We start from the raw sequence: 14843 nt of genomic DNA on the forward strand, positions 1-14843 counted from the left end.
ATGAGGGTAGTCGTGGGGCGCAGGCGGTCCTCAGACCGTCGGCAACCGCATGACGTACCCCGCCTCTAACGCCGCCCACAATGCCCCATCGGGTCCGATCGCCAGCCCGTGCGGCTCGCTGCCGGACGGTAGGTCGATCACCGTGACGTCACCGTCGGCGCTGACGCCGGCGATCTGGTCGCTGCCCCACAGGCTCACCCAGACGCCACCGGTCGGATTCGCGATCACCGTGTGCGGCTTTCCGGGCAGCTCGAGTTCCTGCATGGCCTCGGCTACCGGGATGCGGCCGAGCTTGCCGGCCCGGATCTCGGTGAACCACACCGCGTCGTCGTGGGTGGCGGCGATGCCGACCGGGCCCGCTCGCGGCGTCGGCACCTCGCGGACCCTCAGATCGCCCGAGGGCACCAGCCTGCCGATGGCATTGGCCTGATTCATGGTGAACCACAACGCCCCGTCGGGTCCGGCGGCGATCATCGACGGCGTGCCCCCCGGGGCAGCCACCTCCGTGACAACCCCGTCGACGTCGATGCGGCCCACCACCCCGGACGTCATCGCGGTGAACCACAGCGCCCCGTCGGGTCCCACGACGAGACCGAACGGTGCACTGCCGCTGCGCAATTCGACGTCAGCGAGCGCTCCGTCGACGCTGATCCGCCCGATGCGGTCGTCACCGCTGCGGGTGAACCACAACGCGCCGTCCGGACCGGCCACGATGATCGACGGTTTGCTCTGCGGCGCAACCGGATACACGTCGAGGTTGCCGTCACCTGTCACGCGGGCGACCTCCCCGCTGTGCACCAGCGTCACCCACATGGCGCCGTCGGGTCCTGCGGTCAACGCGTACGGTCCGCCCGCAACCGGGATTTCGACGATGCGACTCATCCGAGCAGCCGCGACGGCGGTGCCCATGGCGCACATTTCCTGCCCTTAGCCCAGGAAGAGTGACCGGGCATGCCGAGCCTCGGGCAGTCGGCCCGGCTGATTCTCGGAGGTCCCGGCGGGTCGATTCGATCAACAAGCAAATCCCGCAAATCTTGCATCATCGCCTCATCTTTCGGGCAGCTGTCGACGGCCGCTCTCCGCCGGGTCAGTACGTCGCTGGGCGCCAGGGCGTCCTGCGCGTTGCCGAAAACGAGAGATAGAGATGCCGAACGAGAGGGCTTAGGCGCCGGATAGGAACTCACCTCTTCGACCAGGATTCCATTCGCCCTACAACGTCTACACCGGCTCCGGGCTCGGTGCTTCGCCGAACCGGGCCAACACCAGCGTTGCCACGACAGCAATCGCCAACCCCGCCGCCACCATCCACCCGAGGCCATCGCGAGTTTGATCGCCGAGCCAGGCCACACCGATGACCGCGGGCAGGACGGTTTCACCCACGACCATCCCCGCCACGGCCGTGGTCACCGATCCGCGATGCAGGGCGGAGGTGAGCAGCAGAAAACCCGCAGCTCCGCCGGCGGCGCTCGCGTACAGGGCCGGGTTGGCGTAGAAGGATGCCTTGGTCGGATCGAGCGAGTCGATCAGATTCACGCCCACCTCGACGAGGCCGAAGCCGGTGCCCGCGCTGAAGCCGAGCGCGAGCGCTCGTGGACGGTCCGGCAACCGGCCGGCAGCGGCCCCGGCGATGAACACCACCGCGACCACGCCCAGCAACGCCCAGGCCAACCCCGCCGGACCGTGCCCCTCCCCCTCCGGTCCGGCCGCGATGCCCAGCAGAGCCAGTCCCACGCAGACCACGCCCACCGCCGTCCACTCGGCCGCCGACAAGCGGGCCGACAACAGCCATGCGGCGACAATGGCGCTGACCGCGATCGAGGCGGCCAACGCGGCGGCCACCACGTATATGGGTACCAATCGCAAAGCCACGACCTGCAGTACAAAGCCGAGGCCATCGAGTCCGATGCCCACCAGATAGCGCCATTGCCGCAGGGCCCGCATCAGCAGCACGGCGTCGACGCCGGAACCGCTGCCGGCTTCCACCGACCGGGCTGCCATGGCCTGCAGCACCGATGCCGTCCCGTAACACACCGAGCAGGCCAGGGCGAACAGCAATCCGATCAGCACCTACCGACCATACGAGAGCCGGCAGCTATTGCGTTAGTTTGCCGACGCGCTCACGATCACTGTGGGGGCACGTAACGAAGGCCGACGTCATGACCATCTCTCGCGTTCTGCTGGCCGCCGCTTTCGCGGTCTCGATCGGGCCGGTTGCCGCCCTGTCCCTACCCGCAACCGCCGCCGCGTCAGCATTGACTGACGGCACCTACCGGTTCGACTTCCACGGGAGCAAGCAGACGGTCGACGGCGTACCGAAACCGACAAGCTCGCACTCCACATTGATAGCGATGCGCTCCGCGTGCCCGCCTTCGGGGTGCGTGGCGACGGCATGGGACACCTCGATCGGCCCTACCTGGCTGCAACCTCCGGAGGAGGGTGCGCTCGTCTTCCGCGAGAACCGCGACCAGTGGGTGGCGACCCGGTGGAAGATGTTCACCTGTAACAACACCACCAAACAGGGTACGGAAACCCTTGCGTTCCAAGTGAAACCGGACGGGACGTTTGTGGGGGTCAGCACCCAGTTAGAGGCGCCGTGCCCGCCCATCGTCATTCCGTTCACCGCGACGCGGGTAGGCGAGGTGTCACCGGACGCCAACGTGGCTGACCCGAACACGGCTTGAGCCGGCCGCGCATCGATGGCAGCCGCTGCCGGTGCCGCGACGAAAAGCCTTGAGGATCAGCCCGGCTGGCCGGGTTGACCGGCAGCACCGTCAGCACCGGCAGCACCGGCAGCACCGGCAGCACCGGCAGCGAGGTCAGCACCGGCAGCGAGGTCAGCACCGGCAGCACCGGCAGCGAGGTCAGCACCGGCAGCGAGGTTCTCTTCGTCGATCCAAACTGCGTCTGCCCGGTGATCGAGGTCTCGTCGGCCAAGGCGGTGGCATGGCAGTTCGCCGGTCACGATCCGGAAGCCCGCGAGAGAATCGCCCTGCGCCTCATCGCATTCTCCTTCGGATGTTGTCCCACACCTGGCGCCGAGCAGGCCGCGAACTCGGCTCTCTGTCCGCCGTGGCCGACTCCAAGCAAACGCTGCTGTGCACCTACCTGTCGGCGGTGCTACTGGTCGGCCTGCTCCTCAACACGACGTTCGATTGGGCATGGGCCGACCCGGTCGCCGGTTTGGCGATCGATCGCCGGAATCGCCGGCGAAGAGGGCGTCAACGCGTGGCGGGGCGACGCGTGCTGCGCAGCACCTTCCAGACCCGCTGCGGTGGCACTCGATTGCGCCTGCTGCGACGACTGAGTTTCGCGCAGCGTGATCCTTATCGCGAACGCTCGTCCGGCGCCGGGCAAACCTATGGGTATCAATTTTCTATGAACCTATTGTAAAAATAGTCTGAGCTGCTCTTTTGCCGATATCCTTCAGCCATATTGTCCATAGGCAACGAAGCGCGGCGGGAGGGCGACATGAAGAGGCCGATCTTGCCCCTGGCAGCAGTTGCGCTAGCATCGGGCGGTTTGGCCGCCGTATCCCCGCCAGCCGGTGCCGAAGCCCCCGCCGGCGATGGCGTTTACGCCTACCTGGAAGGGCCCGCCGTCGCGGGAACATGGACCATCCGAACGACGTGTACACCACAGTGCGTCGCCCACGTGACCACGACTCCCGGTCACGGTTTCACCGCTCCCCTGGTCAACGGCCGCCACGTGGTCACCCGGACCGTGCCCGACGGCGTCACCTGTCCGTCGTACTTCCTCGGCGACAACGGATCCGCGTGGGGAGGCGGGTCGCATCCCGTCACCGTCCGTCAATGGTGGGACCCAGTCACCCTGGCCGGCGAGGTGGACTTCCTAGAGAGCCCCGCGCCGTGCGGCATCCCCAACCCACGCAACACCTTCACGCTGGTCAGGATCGGTTAACGGCCACCGGTCCGGCCCTACAAGAATTCTCCAAGAACTCCCCTGCAAGCTTCTCCGCAATGCCCCGCTTCGGCGGTGGAGACGCACACAGAGGGAGCGAGACCATGACGAACCGTTCACGCCGCCACCTACGGCCGGTACGGGATGTCGCCGCGCCGGCGCTGCAGTTCCGCACTATTCACGGCCACCGCCGCGCCTTCCGTATCGCCGGCTCCGGGCCAGTCGTCGTGCTGCTGCACGGCGTCGGCGACAGCTCGACGACCTGGGAACCGGTGCACGCCAAGCTTGCTCAACGATTCACCGTCATCGCCCCGGACATGCTGGGCCACGGCGAGTCGGACAAGCCCCGTGCCGACTACTCGTTGGCCGCCTTCGCCAACGGCCTGCGCGACCTGCTGACCGCCCTGGAAATCGACCGAGTAACGCTCGTCGGGCACTCGCTGGGCGGCGGCCTGGCAGCTCAATTCGCCTATCAGTATCCGCAATTCGTAGAGCGCGTGGTACTGGTGAGTGCGGGCGGCGTCACGAAGGACGTGAGCATGGCGCTGCGCCTGGCCGCGATGCCACTGGGCGCCGAGGCGCTCTCCGCGCTGCGACTGCCCGGCGCGGTCCCCGCCCTTGGCCTGGCCAGTCGTGTGGTCGGACGCGCGGTGGGCTCCACCCGACTCACCCGCGACGTCGCCAGCCTGCCGCGCCTGGTGGGCGGATTCCGCAAACCCGGCGCGGTGGAAGCGTTCGCCCGCACCCTGCGCGCGGTTGTCGACACCCGCGGCCAGTTCGTCACCATGCTGGACCGGACCTACCTGATGCACGGCCTTCCGGTCCAGATCATCTGGGGCGAGGACGACCTGATCATCCCGGCGAGCCATGCCCGGGTGGCACATGAACAGATTCCAGGCTCGCGCCTGGAGATCTTCGAGCGGTCCGGGCACATGCCGCACGGCGATCAACCGGACCGCTTCGTGGAGGTGGTGCAGCGATTCATCGACTCGACCACGCCGCATGAACACCAGCCGGAGCTGATGCGCAAGGCACTGCAGACCGGTGTCCGTCAGTACGCCTCCGTCGACGTCGAATCCGACCTCGCGTAGCGACGCACGGCACGCCCGAGGTTTTCGAAGACCCACGGTGGCCTCTCCGGCACGGCATGATGGCCTCATGGCAGTGCGGCCACGCTCCGTCTTGGTGCTCGACGTCAGTCGCGAGCGGTCGTCCGTGCTGCGATGGGTCGCCGTGGTCGGTTGCGTGGCCGGTGCCGTGCTGTATTCCAACTGGATCTTCGAGAACTATCTCACCCGCTCGTTGCTGCCGGATCCCGACATGTACATCAGCGAGCTCTCCGCGGCGGACCAACCCTACGGCGAGTGGTTTCGCGCCTGCGACCGTGCCTGCGCGGTCGTCCTGGTGATCGCGACCGTCGCTGCGCTGGTCGGTGTCCGTGGCAGCCGGTGGGGCAAGGCGGGCTGGGCAGCGCTGGGCGTCTTCGCCGTCGCGACCGGCTTGGACAGCACGGTGTGGACGCTGGTGTGCGCGCCGAGCTCGAACGCCGCGTGCGCGGCCCGGGAGGCAGCGGGGACCGTGCCGCTGAGCCATCAGCTGCACTGGGTGAGTAGCGGGATGGCGCTGGCCGCCGCGATCGCGTCGCTGCTGGCGTTTGCCATCGCCGATTTCCGCGAGGATGCTCCGCAGCCGATCTGCCGCGCCGGACTATTCACGCTCGTGGCGTTGGTCGGAACCGCGATCTGGACCGGCCTGGCGATCCTGATCGACCACACCGACGTGATCGGCATGGTGGGCGTCGCGCAGCGGGCGGAGCTGGTGGCGTTCGCCGGGTGGCTGATCTACGCCGCCGCGCGGACCGCCCGCGCCCCAAGCACTGACGGCCCGTGAGTCACCGCGCCTTCGTCGAGGTCGGCGGTTACCGAGTGCGCGTTCTCGTCGATGGTGACACCGGCCCTGTGGTGGTGTTGTGCAGCGGCCTAGGCGGCCGGGCGCTGCACTGGAGCGACACGGTGACAGAGCTGGCCGACGACCACACCGTGGTGCGATTCGACCGGCCCGGCACACCGGTGAGGCGCACCCCGGGCCGTCGCACGGTCCGCGCTGAGGCCGAGCGGATTGCCACTGTGCTGGATGCCGTGCCAAGCCCCGAAGGCGCTGTGCTGGTGGGGCATTCGGTCGGCGGCTTTTATGCCGAAGCATTCGCACGGCTGCATCCGCACCGCACCCGCGCCCTGCTGCTACTGGATTCCAGCATCGCCTCCGATCGCCGCCGACTCGGGGTGCCGCCCCCCGTCAAGGTCGCCGCCGCCGAGGCGGCCGCCCGACTGCTGCACCGGCTGCACCTGCAAAGCCCATTGACCCGCGCCGGCCTGACCCTCGCCCAGCGACGCCGGCCCGGCGGAGTCGATGGGCGGACATACTCCGAAATACATTGCACGGCAAGCGAACCCGGATTTCTTAGCGCACTGTTCACCGAATACGTCGAGTACCGCGAGCTCGCGGCCGAGTTGTTCCGGCTGCGGGCCGATCACCCGCTGCCGGCAGTGCCCCGGGTGGTGGCCACCGCGCACCTGGGTTGGCGTACCCGACGCTGGCGCGCCCGGCAGATTCGGCTGGCCGAAGCTCTCGGCGCCGAACACGTCACCATCGCCCCCGCCGGACACCTGGTGATGATCGAGCGGCCGCATCGGATCGCTGACCTCGTCCGCTTGACCGCGGACCGGGCCTAACCAGCAGTCCAAGAATTCTCCAAGAACCCTCCTGGATTCTTGTTTCCGGCAGCCGCTTCGGCGGAGCACAGCTTTGCCGTAACCGGCAGCTGAACGACCGCGTCGCCGCGTAAGATTCGCCGAGATATTTGAACGCCGAGGAGGGGACCAACACCATGGGCATGCGCGACATGATCCGGGGCGAGTTCGTCGACATCATCGAATGGCTGGACGACACGAACACCACCCTGGCATGGCGGTTCCCGCGGTACGAGAACGAGATCAAGAACGGCGCCCAGCTGATCGTCCGGGAAGGCCAGCGGGCGATGTTCGTCTACCGCGGCCAACTGGCCGACCAGTTCACCCCCGGCCATTACACCCTCACCAGCGAGAACATGCCGATCCTGGGCACCCTGCAGGGTTGGAAGTACGGGTTCAACAGCCCGTTCCGTTCCGAGGTCTATTTTGTCAACACCCGTCCGTACCCCGACTTGCGCTGGGGCACACCGCAACCCGTGACGGTGCGGGATCCGGACTTCAAGATGGTTCAGGTGCGGGCCAACGGCACCACCGTCGTGCGGGTGACCGACCCGACCGTCTTCCTACGCCAGGTGCTCGGCACCCAGAGCGTGGTCGACATGGATCAGATCACCGAGTTGATCCGCCGCAACATCGCCCTGGCGTTCAACGACATGGTCATGGGCAGCGGCCTGGGCGCGATCGACCTGCAGGGCCGCCAGGTGGAGTTGTCGGACAAGCTGCGGGAGTTTGTCGCCCAGCGGGTTCAGGCATTCGGCCTGGGCATCGACGCCGTCACTATGACCATCTCGCTGCCAGAGGAGATCCAGCAGGCGATGACCCGTGGCGTGGCCCGCGGTCTGGAGGAGAGCAGCTTCCTGAACAATGTCGGCGACCTCAACCGCTACGAGCAAGCGCGGCGGGCCGACGCGATGCTGGCCGCGGCCCAGAACGAAGGTGGCGGTGCCGCCGGCTCCGCCATCCAGGCCGGCCTTGGCGTTGCGCTGGGGGCTCAGATGGCCAACGCGGCCCAGCCGCACGCCCAGCCGCAACAATTCGCCGCCACCCAGCAGCCGCTGCAGGGGGCGCCCCCACCGTTGCCCACTCAGCAGCTGTTCCACTTCGACCAGGGCGGTCAGCCGGCCGGCCCATACCCGGTCAGCGCACTGCGACAGTTCGTCGCCGGCGGTCAGTTGACCCGCGACACCGTGGTATGGACCGAAGGGATGGCCAACTGGGCCCCGGCGTCGAGCGTGCCGGCCCTGCAGACGTTGTTCAGCACACCGCCGCCGCTGCCCGGCACGCCACCCCCGCTTCCGCAGCAATGAGTTACGACCCGGGCGACCTCGCGCACGGCCCACGTCCGCCGCAGCCGCCGCCATTGCCGCGCCCACCGAGCGGCCCGCCGCCGTTGCCACCGCGGCAGGCCGCCCCGCCGCCGTTGCCGCCGCGACCGCAAGCAAGCCCCCCGCCGTTGCCGCCGCGACCGCACGCAAGCCCACCACCGCTGCCGCCGCGACAGGCCCCGGCACCCCAGGCGAGCCCACCCCCGTTGCAGCCGTTTGCCGGACCGCCGGCCGGTGCCGCCATGTTCCACCAAACGGAGCAGACCCGCACCTACCCGTGCGCGTCCTGCGGCGGCCAGCTCAACTTCGACATCGCCAGCCAGAAGCTGCGCTGCCCCAACTGCGGCAACTACTACGATGTCACCGCGCCGAACGCTCCGGTCAAATCACGCGAGTTGCGCACCGCGATGCACCAGCTGCGGGAGATGCAGCATAGCCAGCAGGGGCCGAACATTTCCGGCATGCGCGAGGTCAAGTGTCAGAACTGTGGCGGCACAACCGAATTCGCCGGCAGCCTGACCGCGACGAAGTGTCCTTACTGCGCGACTCCGATCCAGCGTGACGATGTGCACAACGCGCCGGCGCGGTTGCCGGTAGACGGTGTGGTGCCGTTTCGCATCGACGAGAAGCAGGCCCGCCAGCTCATCGAAAAGTGGGTCACCAAGCGCTGGTTCGCGCCTACAGACTTCAAGAAGTACCGCGAGATCGGCGCTTTCTCCAGCCTGTACACGGCCTATTTCACCTACGACGCGAACACCGACACCTGGTATGAGGGCGAGCGCGGTGAGGACTACCAGGTAAGGGTCGGCACCGACAACGACGGTGACCCCATCTACGAGACGCGGACTTCCTGGTATCGCGTCACCGGTCAGGTCAACAACGTCTTCGCCGACCTGCCGGTACTGGCTAACGACAGCGAGAACCTCAATCGCAAACGCATCAAACAGCTCGAACCCTGGCCGGTCGAACAGGCGCGGGCCTACTCACCGGAGTTCGTCGCCGGCCACCTGTGCCGCACCTACGACAAGGACGCCGAGCAGGCGCTGCCCGAGGCGAAGCAGGAGATGGAGCAGGCCGTCGAGCGAACGGTGCGATCCGACATCGGCGGCGACCGGCAGCGGATCCACCAGCTGCGGACGAACTGGAATTACCTGGGATTCAAGCACCTTCTGCTACCGATCTGGCTGCTGACCGTGATGTACAGCAACCGCCCGTTCCAGGTCGCGATCAACGGGCTCACCGGCGAGGTCGCCGGCGATCGCCCCTGGAGCAGGGTCAAGCTGGCGATCGCCATCACCTGTGCGGTGCTGGTCGTGATCCTGGTGATCGCGATCTGGGCGTATTTGCGTGCGCACGGCCATCATTCGAGCAAGCCGCCCAGCCACAACATTCACCGGAGGTAGTCGATGGACATCGTAGTGGCGGTGATACTGATCCTGACACTGCTGGCGTGTCTGGTGGTGGCGGGCGTGGCGACCGTCCATCGCCGCCAGCAACGGGCGCTCGGCAACGCCAACCAGCTGATCCCCGGTCGTCCCACCCGCGCGCCCCGGTCGTGGGCGGTGTCGCACGATCCCGAAGCCCGGCTGCACCGCCGACTGCGCGACGCGATGACCGCCCTGCATGCGGTCAACGCCGTCGACACCGGGACGACCATCGTGCTGCGCGCCGATCTGGAACAGACAGCGCTCGATCTCGACGACCACCTCGTCGCCGTCGCTCAGCTCGCCCCCAACCACCGCGACGAGATGCTGGCCACGATCACCACCACGGTCGAGTCGATCGAAGCCGCGGTCGCCCGGTACGCCGCTGCCACGACGATGCCCGATGCCACCACACTCGAGTCCGACCTCGCGACCGTGCAGCAACACCTCGACGTCACCCGTGAAGTGCAGCGCAGGCTCACCGCCTGACCGGCTGCAGCACCGGCGTGAGGAGTTCACCGCTGCGCAGGTAACTGTCCAGGTTGCGGATCGTCAGCAGCGCCATCGCCCGGCGGGTGCGCGCCGTGGCGCTGCCGATGTGCGGAAAGAGCACCACGTTGTCCAGGGTGAGCAGTTCGGCGGGCACGTGTGGTTCGTCGGCGAAGACGTCGAGTCCGGCGCCCGCCAGGCTCCCATCGATCAGTGATTCCACCAGCGCGTCCTGGTCCACGACGCTGCCCCGGGCGATGTTGATCAGGTAGCCGTCCGGGCCCAGCGCCTGCAAGACGGCGCGGTCGACCAGATGGCGCGTGCCGGCGTCACCCGTGGTGGCGACCACCAGGACGTCGACCGACTCGGCGAGTTCAGCCGCCGACTCCGCATATCGATACGGTGAGCCGTCGACGCGGTGGCGGTTGTGATAGGCGATGGCACAGTCGAATCCGCGCAGGCGGGTCGCGATCGCCGAACCGATGCGCCCCAGGCCGAGGATGCCGACCTGAAGTCCGCTGACATCCCGTGCGTAGCCGAACGGTCCGTCGGTCACCCATCGGCCGGCCCGCACATAGCGGTCCGCGGCGCCGAACCGGCGCAGTGTCATCAGGATCAGTCCCAGAGCCGTGTCCGCCACGGTGTCGGACAGCACGTCGGGGGTGTTGCTGACGCCGATCCCACGTCGCCGGGCCGCGTCGAGGTCGATCGCGTCCACCCCGGCCCCGTTGTTGACGATCGCTTCCAGGTTCGGCAGCGCCGCGATGGTCTCGGCGTCGGCGCCGGGGCCACCCGAGGTCACCACCACCCGTATCGCGGCACCGTGCTCGGTAAGAAATCGGGCTCTTTCTGGACCGGCTGGGAGCGTGGGGAATTCGTAGCGTTCGGCCAATTCTCGCTCGAATGTCGGCTCGAAGGGGCCGATCCGCAGCAACTCACGTGTTCTCAACACCGTCACCATTCCATCTTCGCCGAAGTCTGCTTCGGCTTACCCTTGGCGGCACGACGATTCGCGGAGGTGGCAATGAGCACGCACGAAGTACGGATGATCGTGTTGTCCACGGACGATCTGGACGAATCGATCCGGTTCTACTCCGAGGCTCTCGGGATGGCGGTGAAGTTCCGCGACGGAGACCACTTCGCGGCCCTCGACGGCGGTTCGATCACCTTGGCACTCGCGACGGCGGTGGACCACCCGATCCCCGGGCAGGTCGTCGTCGGCATCAAGACGTCGGACGTCGACGCCGCGGCCAAAGCCATCGAAGCCAGCGGCGGCGGCATCGTGCGGGCTCCCTACGACGATGCGCACGAACGCCGCGCCGTGGTCTACGACACCAAGGGCAACGGTCTGGTCTTCTACAGCCCACTGGCCCGCTGAGTTTCGGCCGCTCGGCCGGTCTTCATTGGCATGAGCAGAACGAATCTGTCGATGTCGATCTCCGCCGACGGCTACGTGGCCGGCCCCAATCAATCCGTTGAGCATCCTCTGGGTCGCGGCGGCGAACAACTGCATGGCTGGCACCTCGGCCCCGCCAAAGACCATCCCGCCAACCGCCAGGTGGTCTCGGACATGCTCGACGGCATGGGCGCAACGATCATGGGCCGCAACATGTTCGGCCCGATCCGAGGTGAGTGGGGCGACTCCGATTGTGCCGGCTGGTGGGGTGACGTCCCGCCGTACCACTGCCCGTCTTCGTCCTGACGCACTATCCGCACAACCCGATCGAGCTCGGCGGCGGAACGACATTTCACTTTGTCACAGACGGCATCGCAGCCGCCCATACGCGAGCCCGGTCCGTTGCCGGCGACCGCCCCATCTCCATCGCCGGAGGCGCTTCATGCGCCCGGCAGGCGATCCGGGCCGGACTTGTCGACGAGATCGATCTACAAGTGAACCCAGTCATTCTGGGCGCCGGTGAGCGCCTTTTCGACGGCCTGCCCGCCGGTGGCGCCCCATGCCTGGAATTGGTCCGTGTGCTCGAGGCGCCCGGCGTTGCGCATCTGCGCTACCGGGTAGTCCGATAGGCCGCAAGAACCCGGCAAGAATCCACCAAGGATCCTTCAAGTCGCATCCGTGATCGTGAGCTTCACCAGCCACGAGAAGAAGGCGACGACCATGAGGATGTTCTGTTTCCACCATGCCGGCGGCGGCAGCCTGACATTCAAAGCCTGGCAGAAGGCCCTCGCGCCGGCCGTCGAGGTGATTGCCGTCGAGATCGCCAACCGCGAGCGGTTCAGCACGATGCGCGATCTCGTCGACGAGGTCAACGAACAACTGCGCCCCTTCCTCGACGAGCCGCACATGTTCTTCGGCCACAGCTTCGGCGCGCTGCTCGCCTACCGGCTGGCGTCGGTGCGGGCGGCGGCGGGCGCCCTGCTGCCCCGCGCGGTGTTCCTGTCCGCCTACGCCCCGCCGCACCTGCCGCCACCGCTGCACCTGGTGGACGGGCTGGATGACGAGCAGCTGGTGACGCTGTTCTCCGACCTGGGCGGCTGGCCCACGGGGCTGACCCGCTGGCCCACACTGCACGAACGGGCCGTCAGCACCACGCGGCACGACCTGCGGCTGTGCGCGACGGACCGGGAGGAGAACAACGCGGAGCTGCCCTGTCCGATCCACGTGTTCGGCGGCAGCGAGGACCCGCTGGTCAGCGAGTCCGACCTGCGCGAATGGCGTTCGCGGACGACCGCTGACTTCTCGGTGCAGATCCTGCGCGGCGGTCACTTCTACCTGCGGAACCGCGAGCCGTTGTTCGAGACGCTGAAGCCGCTGGTGTCGACCGTGTTGGCCGCGTGAGAGACCCGCTCAGCTTGACGCGTGTGACCGGACTCGCCAAGGTACAAGGCGATGATTCGGAAAAGGCTTCTCACGACGGCGGCGGCTGGTGCGATGCTCGCCGCCGTCCTTCCTGTCGCGCCGGCCGCGGCGGCACCCGACGACACCACTGGCGGTTGGGTGCCCGACGGCCAGGAACTGAGCACGTTCGACCTCTCCGACCCAGCCGTCAACCGGCTCACCCCCGCGCTGCTGCGCGCGATTCAGCAGGCCGCCCGCGGCGCCAAGGCCGAGGGGATCACCCTCGGCCTCACGTCCGGCTGGCGCTCACCGGAATTTCAGCAGCAGTTGTTCAATGACGCCGTCGCCCGCTACGGCAGCGCCGCGGTCGCCAGCCAATACGTCGCCTCACCCGAAACCTCCAAGCACGTCATCGGCCACGCCGTCGACGTCGGACCCACCGACGCCGACACCTGGCTCATCCGCAACGGCCCGGCGTACGGGCTGTGCCAGATCTACGCCAACGAGATCTGGCATTTCGAGCTGGCCTCTGACTACGGCGGCGACTGTCCGCCGTTGCGGCCCAACGCGGCCGGCTGACACCCGCATGCTCGTTCGTTGGCGGATGCCTGCGGCGCCATCTGCTTGCGGCGCGGCGAATTCACCGGCGCCAGATCACCTTTGGAATGTCCGACTTAGGTCGACGGGGCCGGGGGGGTATCCGACGATGCCGCCGCCGAACTCGAGATCGGTCCTGGGTAAATCATTCCCGACGCCCACCGACGACTCACCAACGAGCTCGGCGGCCGAATCAGTTATGCAGTCACCGAAGTTGAGACCGGCCGGATGGGGTCCCTTACCGCAACACCGATACGTGCGCTGCGCCGCGGGGGCGGGTGCATCGGTGAATCCGTCTACCCCCAAGCTCATTTCGCTCGGGAGTCGGTTGAACACGGTGCGCGTGGCGGGCCCGTGCCTGGCAGTGACGACGAGCTGTCCGGCGGTCTCCTCACCCTCGATAAGCGCGACGAACGCAGAGCCGCCGACTATCACGAATCAAACGCCGGTCTTCGGGTCGTAGTAGCGTGATGCCGGCTGCAGCAGAACCCGCGGTGCCCCGACGTCGCACCCAGAACATGATGGGCCCCACAGCATGACCTCTATAACGATCGCAGAACTGGCAGACCTGCTGGTGGAGACCGGCCAGCGACACCATCAGGCTTACGCCGACAGCGACGGTGTCGACCCTGAATGGGCTCTCTGGTACAGCGGCTACCTGCAGACGCGGCTGTGGGATCGCGCGGGTCGGCTGCCGTCCCGCAGCCAGCTGGTCGGCCTCCTTGAGTCCGCCGAGCGGCGCTACGGCGGCGCTGCCGGCTGGCCACTGCGCTACGCGGCCCACCTGCTAGCGGGGATCGACGACAGTCGGCCCACCAACAACGTGTTCCCCGCCGTGGCTGCCGACGACATCGGTTGGCTGACCAGGGAGCAGATGATCGAGGTAGACCGCGTGATGATCGATGAGTTGCGCATCGACTTGGTGCAGATGATGGAGAACGCCGGTCATCAGCTGGCGCGTCTCGTGCTGGCTCTGGGAACGCCCGACCGGGTCGCCGTGGTCGCGGGATCCGGTGGCAATGGGGGCGGCGGCCTGGTAGCGGCACGGCACTTGGTCAACGCCGGCGTCGACGTCGTGGTGACCCTAGGCGGTCCGCCCGACCAGCTGAGCCCGGTCCCTGCGCACCAATTCGACATCCTGCGACGCATGAAGGTGGCGACCAGCCCGACCCTCATTGAGGCCGACCTCGCCGTAGACGCCCTGATCGGCTACTCGCTGCGTGGCATACCGCACGGGCGGGCCGCGGAGTTGATCGCGGCCATGACGTCCGCCAGGTCGGTGGTGGCACTGGACACGCCCAGCGGGCTCGACGTCACGTCCGGACAGGCCCCCGGGGATGTCGTCAGCGCTGACGCGACCATGACGCTGGCGCTGCCCAAGATGGGTATGCGTGGTGCGCCGCAGGTCGGTGCCCTCTACCTCGCCGATATTTCGGTGCCACGCTCCGTTACCGCTGCGCTGGGTCCGCATCCACCCGACTTTTCGGAGTCGCCGATACTTCGGGTGATCTGAGCCCATTGGCCTGCCGGGGTCACCAACTCA

18 protein-coding genes and 2 pseudogenes are annotated in these 14843 nt (G+C 67.6%); 14 read left to right on the forward strand and 6 right to left on the reverse strand.

Features of this window, described 5'->3' with window-relative positions:
* Positions 1-30 precede the first annotated feature (30 nt).
* Both JX552_RS22690 and JX552_RS22695 read right to left on the reverse strand, forming a co-directional pair.
* A complete protein-coding gene (locus tag JX552_RS22690; protein WP_205878623.1) occupies positions 31-882 on the reverse strand; it encodes a virginiamycin B lyase family protein in 852 nt (283 codons plus the stop codon).
* A 336-nt stretch (positions 883-1218) separates the two neighbouring features.
* A complete protein-coding gene (locus tag JX552_RS22695; RefSeq protein ID WP_205874108.1) occupies positions 1219-2067 on the reverse strand; it encodes a DMT family transporter in 849 nt (282 codons plus the stop codon).
* An 89-nt stretch (positions 2068-2156) separates the two neighbouring features.
* On the opposite strand from JX552_RS22695, the gene JX552_RS22700 reads away from it, so the two are divergent.
* On the forward strand, positions 2157-2681 hold the full coding sequence (locus tag JX552_RS22700; protein ID WP_205874109.1) for an Rv2253/PknI dimerization domain-containing protein: 525 nt from the start codon (positions 2157-2159) through the stop codon (positions 2679-2681).
* On the opposite strand, the gene JX552_RS22705 is transcribed toward JX552_RS22700, so the two are convergent.
* A complete protein-coding gene (locus tag JX552_RS22705) occupies positions 2617-2934 on the reverse strand; it encodes a hypothetical protein (protein ID WP_205878776.1) in 318 nt (105 codons plus the stop codon). The two genes, JX552_RS22700 and JX552_RS22705, sit on opposite strands and share 65 nt — an antisense overlap.
* On the opposite strand from JX552_RS22705, the pseudogene JX552_RS22710 reads away from it, so the two are divergent.
* From JX552_RS22710 to JX552_RS22735, 6 genes and pseudogenes are all read left to right on the forward strand, one after another.
* Positions 2912-3304, forward strand: a pseudogene (locus JX552_RS22710) (hypothetical protein); the annotation flags it as partial. The gene JX552_RS22705 and the pseudogene JX552_RS22710 sit on opposite strands and share 23 nt — an antisense overlap.
* 215 nt (positions 3305-3519) lie before the next feature.
* Positions 3520-3918, forward strand: a complete 399-nt coding sequence (locus JX552_RS22715; protein WP_205874110.1) for a hypothetical protein — start codon at positions 3520-3522, stop codon at positions 3916-3918.
* Positions 3919-4022: 104 nt separating this feature from the next.
* The gene (locus tag JX552_RS22720; RefSeq protein WP_205874111.1) at positions 4023-5009 is read left to right on the forward strand and encodes an alpha/beta fold hydrolase; all 987 of its coding nucleotides are present in this window, start codon (positions 4023-4025) and stop codon (positions 5007-5009) included.
* A gap of 67 nt (positions 5010-5076) precedes the next feature.
* Positions 5077-5808 (forward strand): DUF998 domain-containing protein, encoded by a 732-nt coding sequence (locus JX552_RS22725; protein ID WP_205874112.1) that lies wholly within the window; start codon positions 5077-5079, stop codon positions 5806-5808.
* A complete protein-coding gene (locus JX552_RS22730) occupies positions 5805-6650 on the forward strand; it encodes an alpha/beta fold hydrolase (protein ID WP_205874113.1) in 846 nt (281 codons plus the stop codon). Before JX552_RS22725 ends, JX552_RS22730 begins: the two co-directional genes overlap by 4 nt.
* A gap of 128 nt (positions 6651-6778) precedes the next feature.
* Positions 6779-7975, forward strand: coding sequence for an SPFH domain-containing protein (locus tag JX552_RS22735; RefSeq protein ID WP_241010684.1), 1197 nt, complete (start codon positions 6779-6781; stop codon positions 7973-7975).
* A 1-nt stretch (position 7976) separates the two neighbouring features.
* Here JX552_RS22735 and JX552_RS32680 read toward each other — a convergent pair whose 3' ends face one another.
* On the reverse strand, positions 7977-8237 hold the full coding sequence (locus tag JX552_RS32680) for a hypothetical protein (RefSeq protein WP_241010685.1): 261 nt from the start codon (positions 8235-8237) through the stop codon (positions 7977-7979).
* Between JX552_RS32680 and JX552_RS22740 the strand changes: the two genes are divergently transcribed.
* Positions 8236-9396: a hypothetical protein gene (locus JX552_RS22740; RefSeq protein WP_241010686.1), complete on the forward strand. Its 1161-nt coding sequence runs from the start codon at positions 8236-8238 to the stop codon at positions 9394-9396. The genes JX552_RS32680 and JX552_RS22740 overlap by 2 nt on opposite strands.
* Before the next feature lie 3 nt (positions 9397-9399).
* A complete protein-coding gene (locus JX552_RS22745; protein WP_205874114.1) occupies positions 9400-9906 on the forward strand; it encodes a hypothetical protein in 507 nt (168 codons plus the stop codon).
* Here the strand turns inward: JX552_RS22745 and JX552_RS22750 are convergent.
* A complete protein-coding gene (locus JX552_RS22750; protein WP_205874115.1) occupies positions 9896-10867 on the reverse strand; it encodes a 2-hydroxyacid dehydrogenase in 972 nt (323 codons plus the stop codon). The two genes, JX552_RS22745 and JX552_RS22750, sit on opposite strands and share 11 nt — an antisense overlap.
* Positions 10868-10930: 63 nt before the next feature.
* Here JX552_RS22750 and JX552_RS22755 point away from each other — a divergent pair, with 63 nt between their 5' ends.
* The 4 genes and pseudogenes from JX552_RS22755 to JX552_RS22770 all read left to right on the forward strand — a co-directional run bounded on the left by JX552_RS22755 (position 10931) and on the right by JX552_RS22770 (position 13282).
* Positions 10931-11284 carry a VOC family protein gene (locus tag JX552_RS22755; RefSeq protein WP_205874116.1) on the forward strand — a complete coding sequence of 118 codons (354 nt, stop codon included), beginning with the start codon at positions 10931-10933 and terminating at the stop codon, positions 11282-11284.
* Between the two features lie 30 nt (positions 11285-11314).
* Positions 11315-11931: pseudogene (locus JX552_RS22760) on the forward strand (dihydrofolate reductase family protein).
* A gap of 55 nt (positions 11932-11986) precedes the next feature.
* Entirely contained in the window at positions 11987-12703 is a 717-nt protein-coding gene (locus JX552_RS22765) for a thioesterase II family protein (protein WP_205874117.1), read from the forward strand.
* A 51-nt stretch (positions 12704-12754) separates the two neighbouring features.
* Positions 12755-13282 (forward strand): M15 family metallopeptidase, encoded by a 528-nt coding sequence (locus tag JX552_RS22770; RefSeq protein ID WP_205874118.1) that lies wholly within the window; start codon positions 12755-12757, stop codon positions 13280-13282.
* Between the two features lie 75 nt (positions 13283-13357).
* On the opposite strand, the gene JX552_RS32685 is transcribed toward JX552_RS22770, so the two are convergent.
* On the reverse strand, positions 13358-13735 hold the full coding sequence (locus tag JX552_RS32685) for a type II toxin-antitoxin system VapC family toxin (RefSeq protein WP_241010687.1): 378 nt from the start codon (positions 13733-13735) through the stop codon (positions 13358-13360).
* A 100-nt stretch (positions 13736-13835) separates the two neighbouring features.
* On the opposite strand from JX552_RS32685, the gene JX552_RS22775 reads away from it, so the two are divergent.
* Positions 13836-14813, forward strand: a complete 978-nt coding sequence (locus tag JX552_RS22775; RefSeq protein WP_205874119.1) for an NAD(P)H-hydrate epimerase — start codon at positions 13836-13838, stop codon at positions 14811-14813.
* Positions 14814-14843: the final 30 nt, after the last annotated feature.

The organism is Mycobacterium gordonae, assembly GCF_017086405.1.
GTDB lineage: Bacteria > Actinomycetota > Actinomycetes > Mycobacteriales > Mycobacteriaceae > Mycobacterium > Mycobacterium gordonae_D.

Excerpts from the sequence above, each read along its gene's own strand:
- JX552_RS22690 (WP_205878623.1), bottom strand. The coding sequence starts at position 882 with ATGAGTCGCATCGTCGAAATCCCGGTTGCGGGCGGACCGTACGCGTTG.
- JX552_RS22700 (WP_205874109.1), top strand. The coding sequence starts at position 2,157 with ATGACCATCTCTCGCGTTCTGCTGGCCGCCGCTTTCGCGGTCTCGATC.
- JX552_RS22720 (WP_205874111.1), top strand. The coding sequence starts at position 4,023 with ATGACGAACCGTTCACGCCGCCACCTACGGCCGGTACGGGATGTCGCC.
- JX552_RS22725 (WP_205874112.1), top strand. The coding sequence starts at position 5,077 with ATGGCAGTGCGGCCACGCTCCGTCTTGGTGCTCGACGTCAGTCGCGAG.
- JX552_RS22740 (WP_241010686.1), top strand. The coding sequence starts at position 8,236 with ATGTTCCACCAAACGGAGCAGACCCGCACCTACCCGTGCGCGTCCTGC.
- JX552_RS32680 (WP_241010685.1), bottom strand. The coding sequence starts at position 8,237 with ATGGCGGCACCGGCCGGCGGTCCGGCAAACGGCTGCAACGGGGGTGGG.
- JX552_RS22745 (WP_205874114.1), top strand. The coding sequence starts at position 9,400 with ATGGACATCGTAGTGGCGGTGATACTGATCCTGACACTGCTGGCGTGT.
- JX552_RS22750 (WP_205874115.1), bottom strand. The coding sequence starts at position 10,867 with ATGGTGACGGTGTTGAGAACACGTGAGTTGCTGCGGATCGGCCCCTTC.
- JX552_RS22755 (WP_205874116.1), top strand. The coding sequence starts at position 10,931 with ATGAGCACGCACGAAGTACGGATGATCGTGTTGTCCACGGACGATCTG.
- JX552_RS22770 (WP_205874118.1), top strand. The coding sequence starts at position 12,755 with ATGATTCGGAAAAGGCTTCTCACGACGGCGGCGGCTGGTGCGATGCTC.
- JX552_RS22775 (WP_205874119.1), top strand. The coding sequence starts at position 13,836 with ATGACCTCTATAACGATCGCAGAACTGGCAGACCTGCTGGTGGAGACC.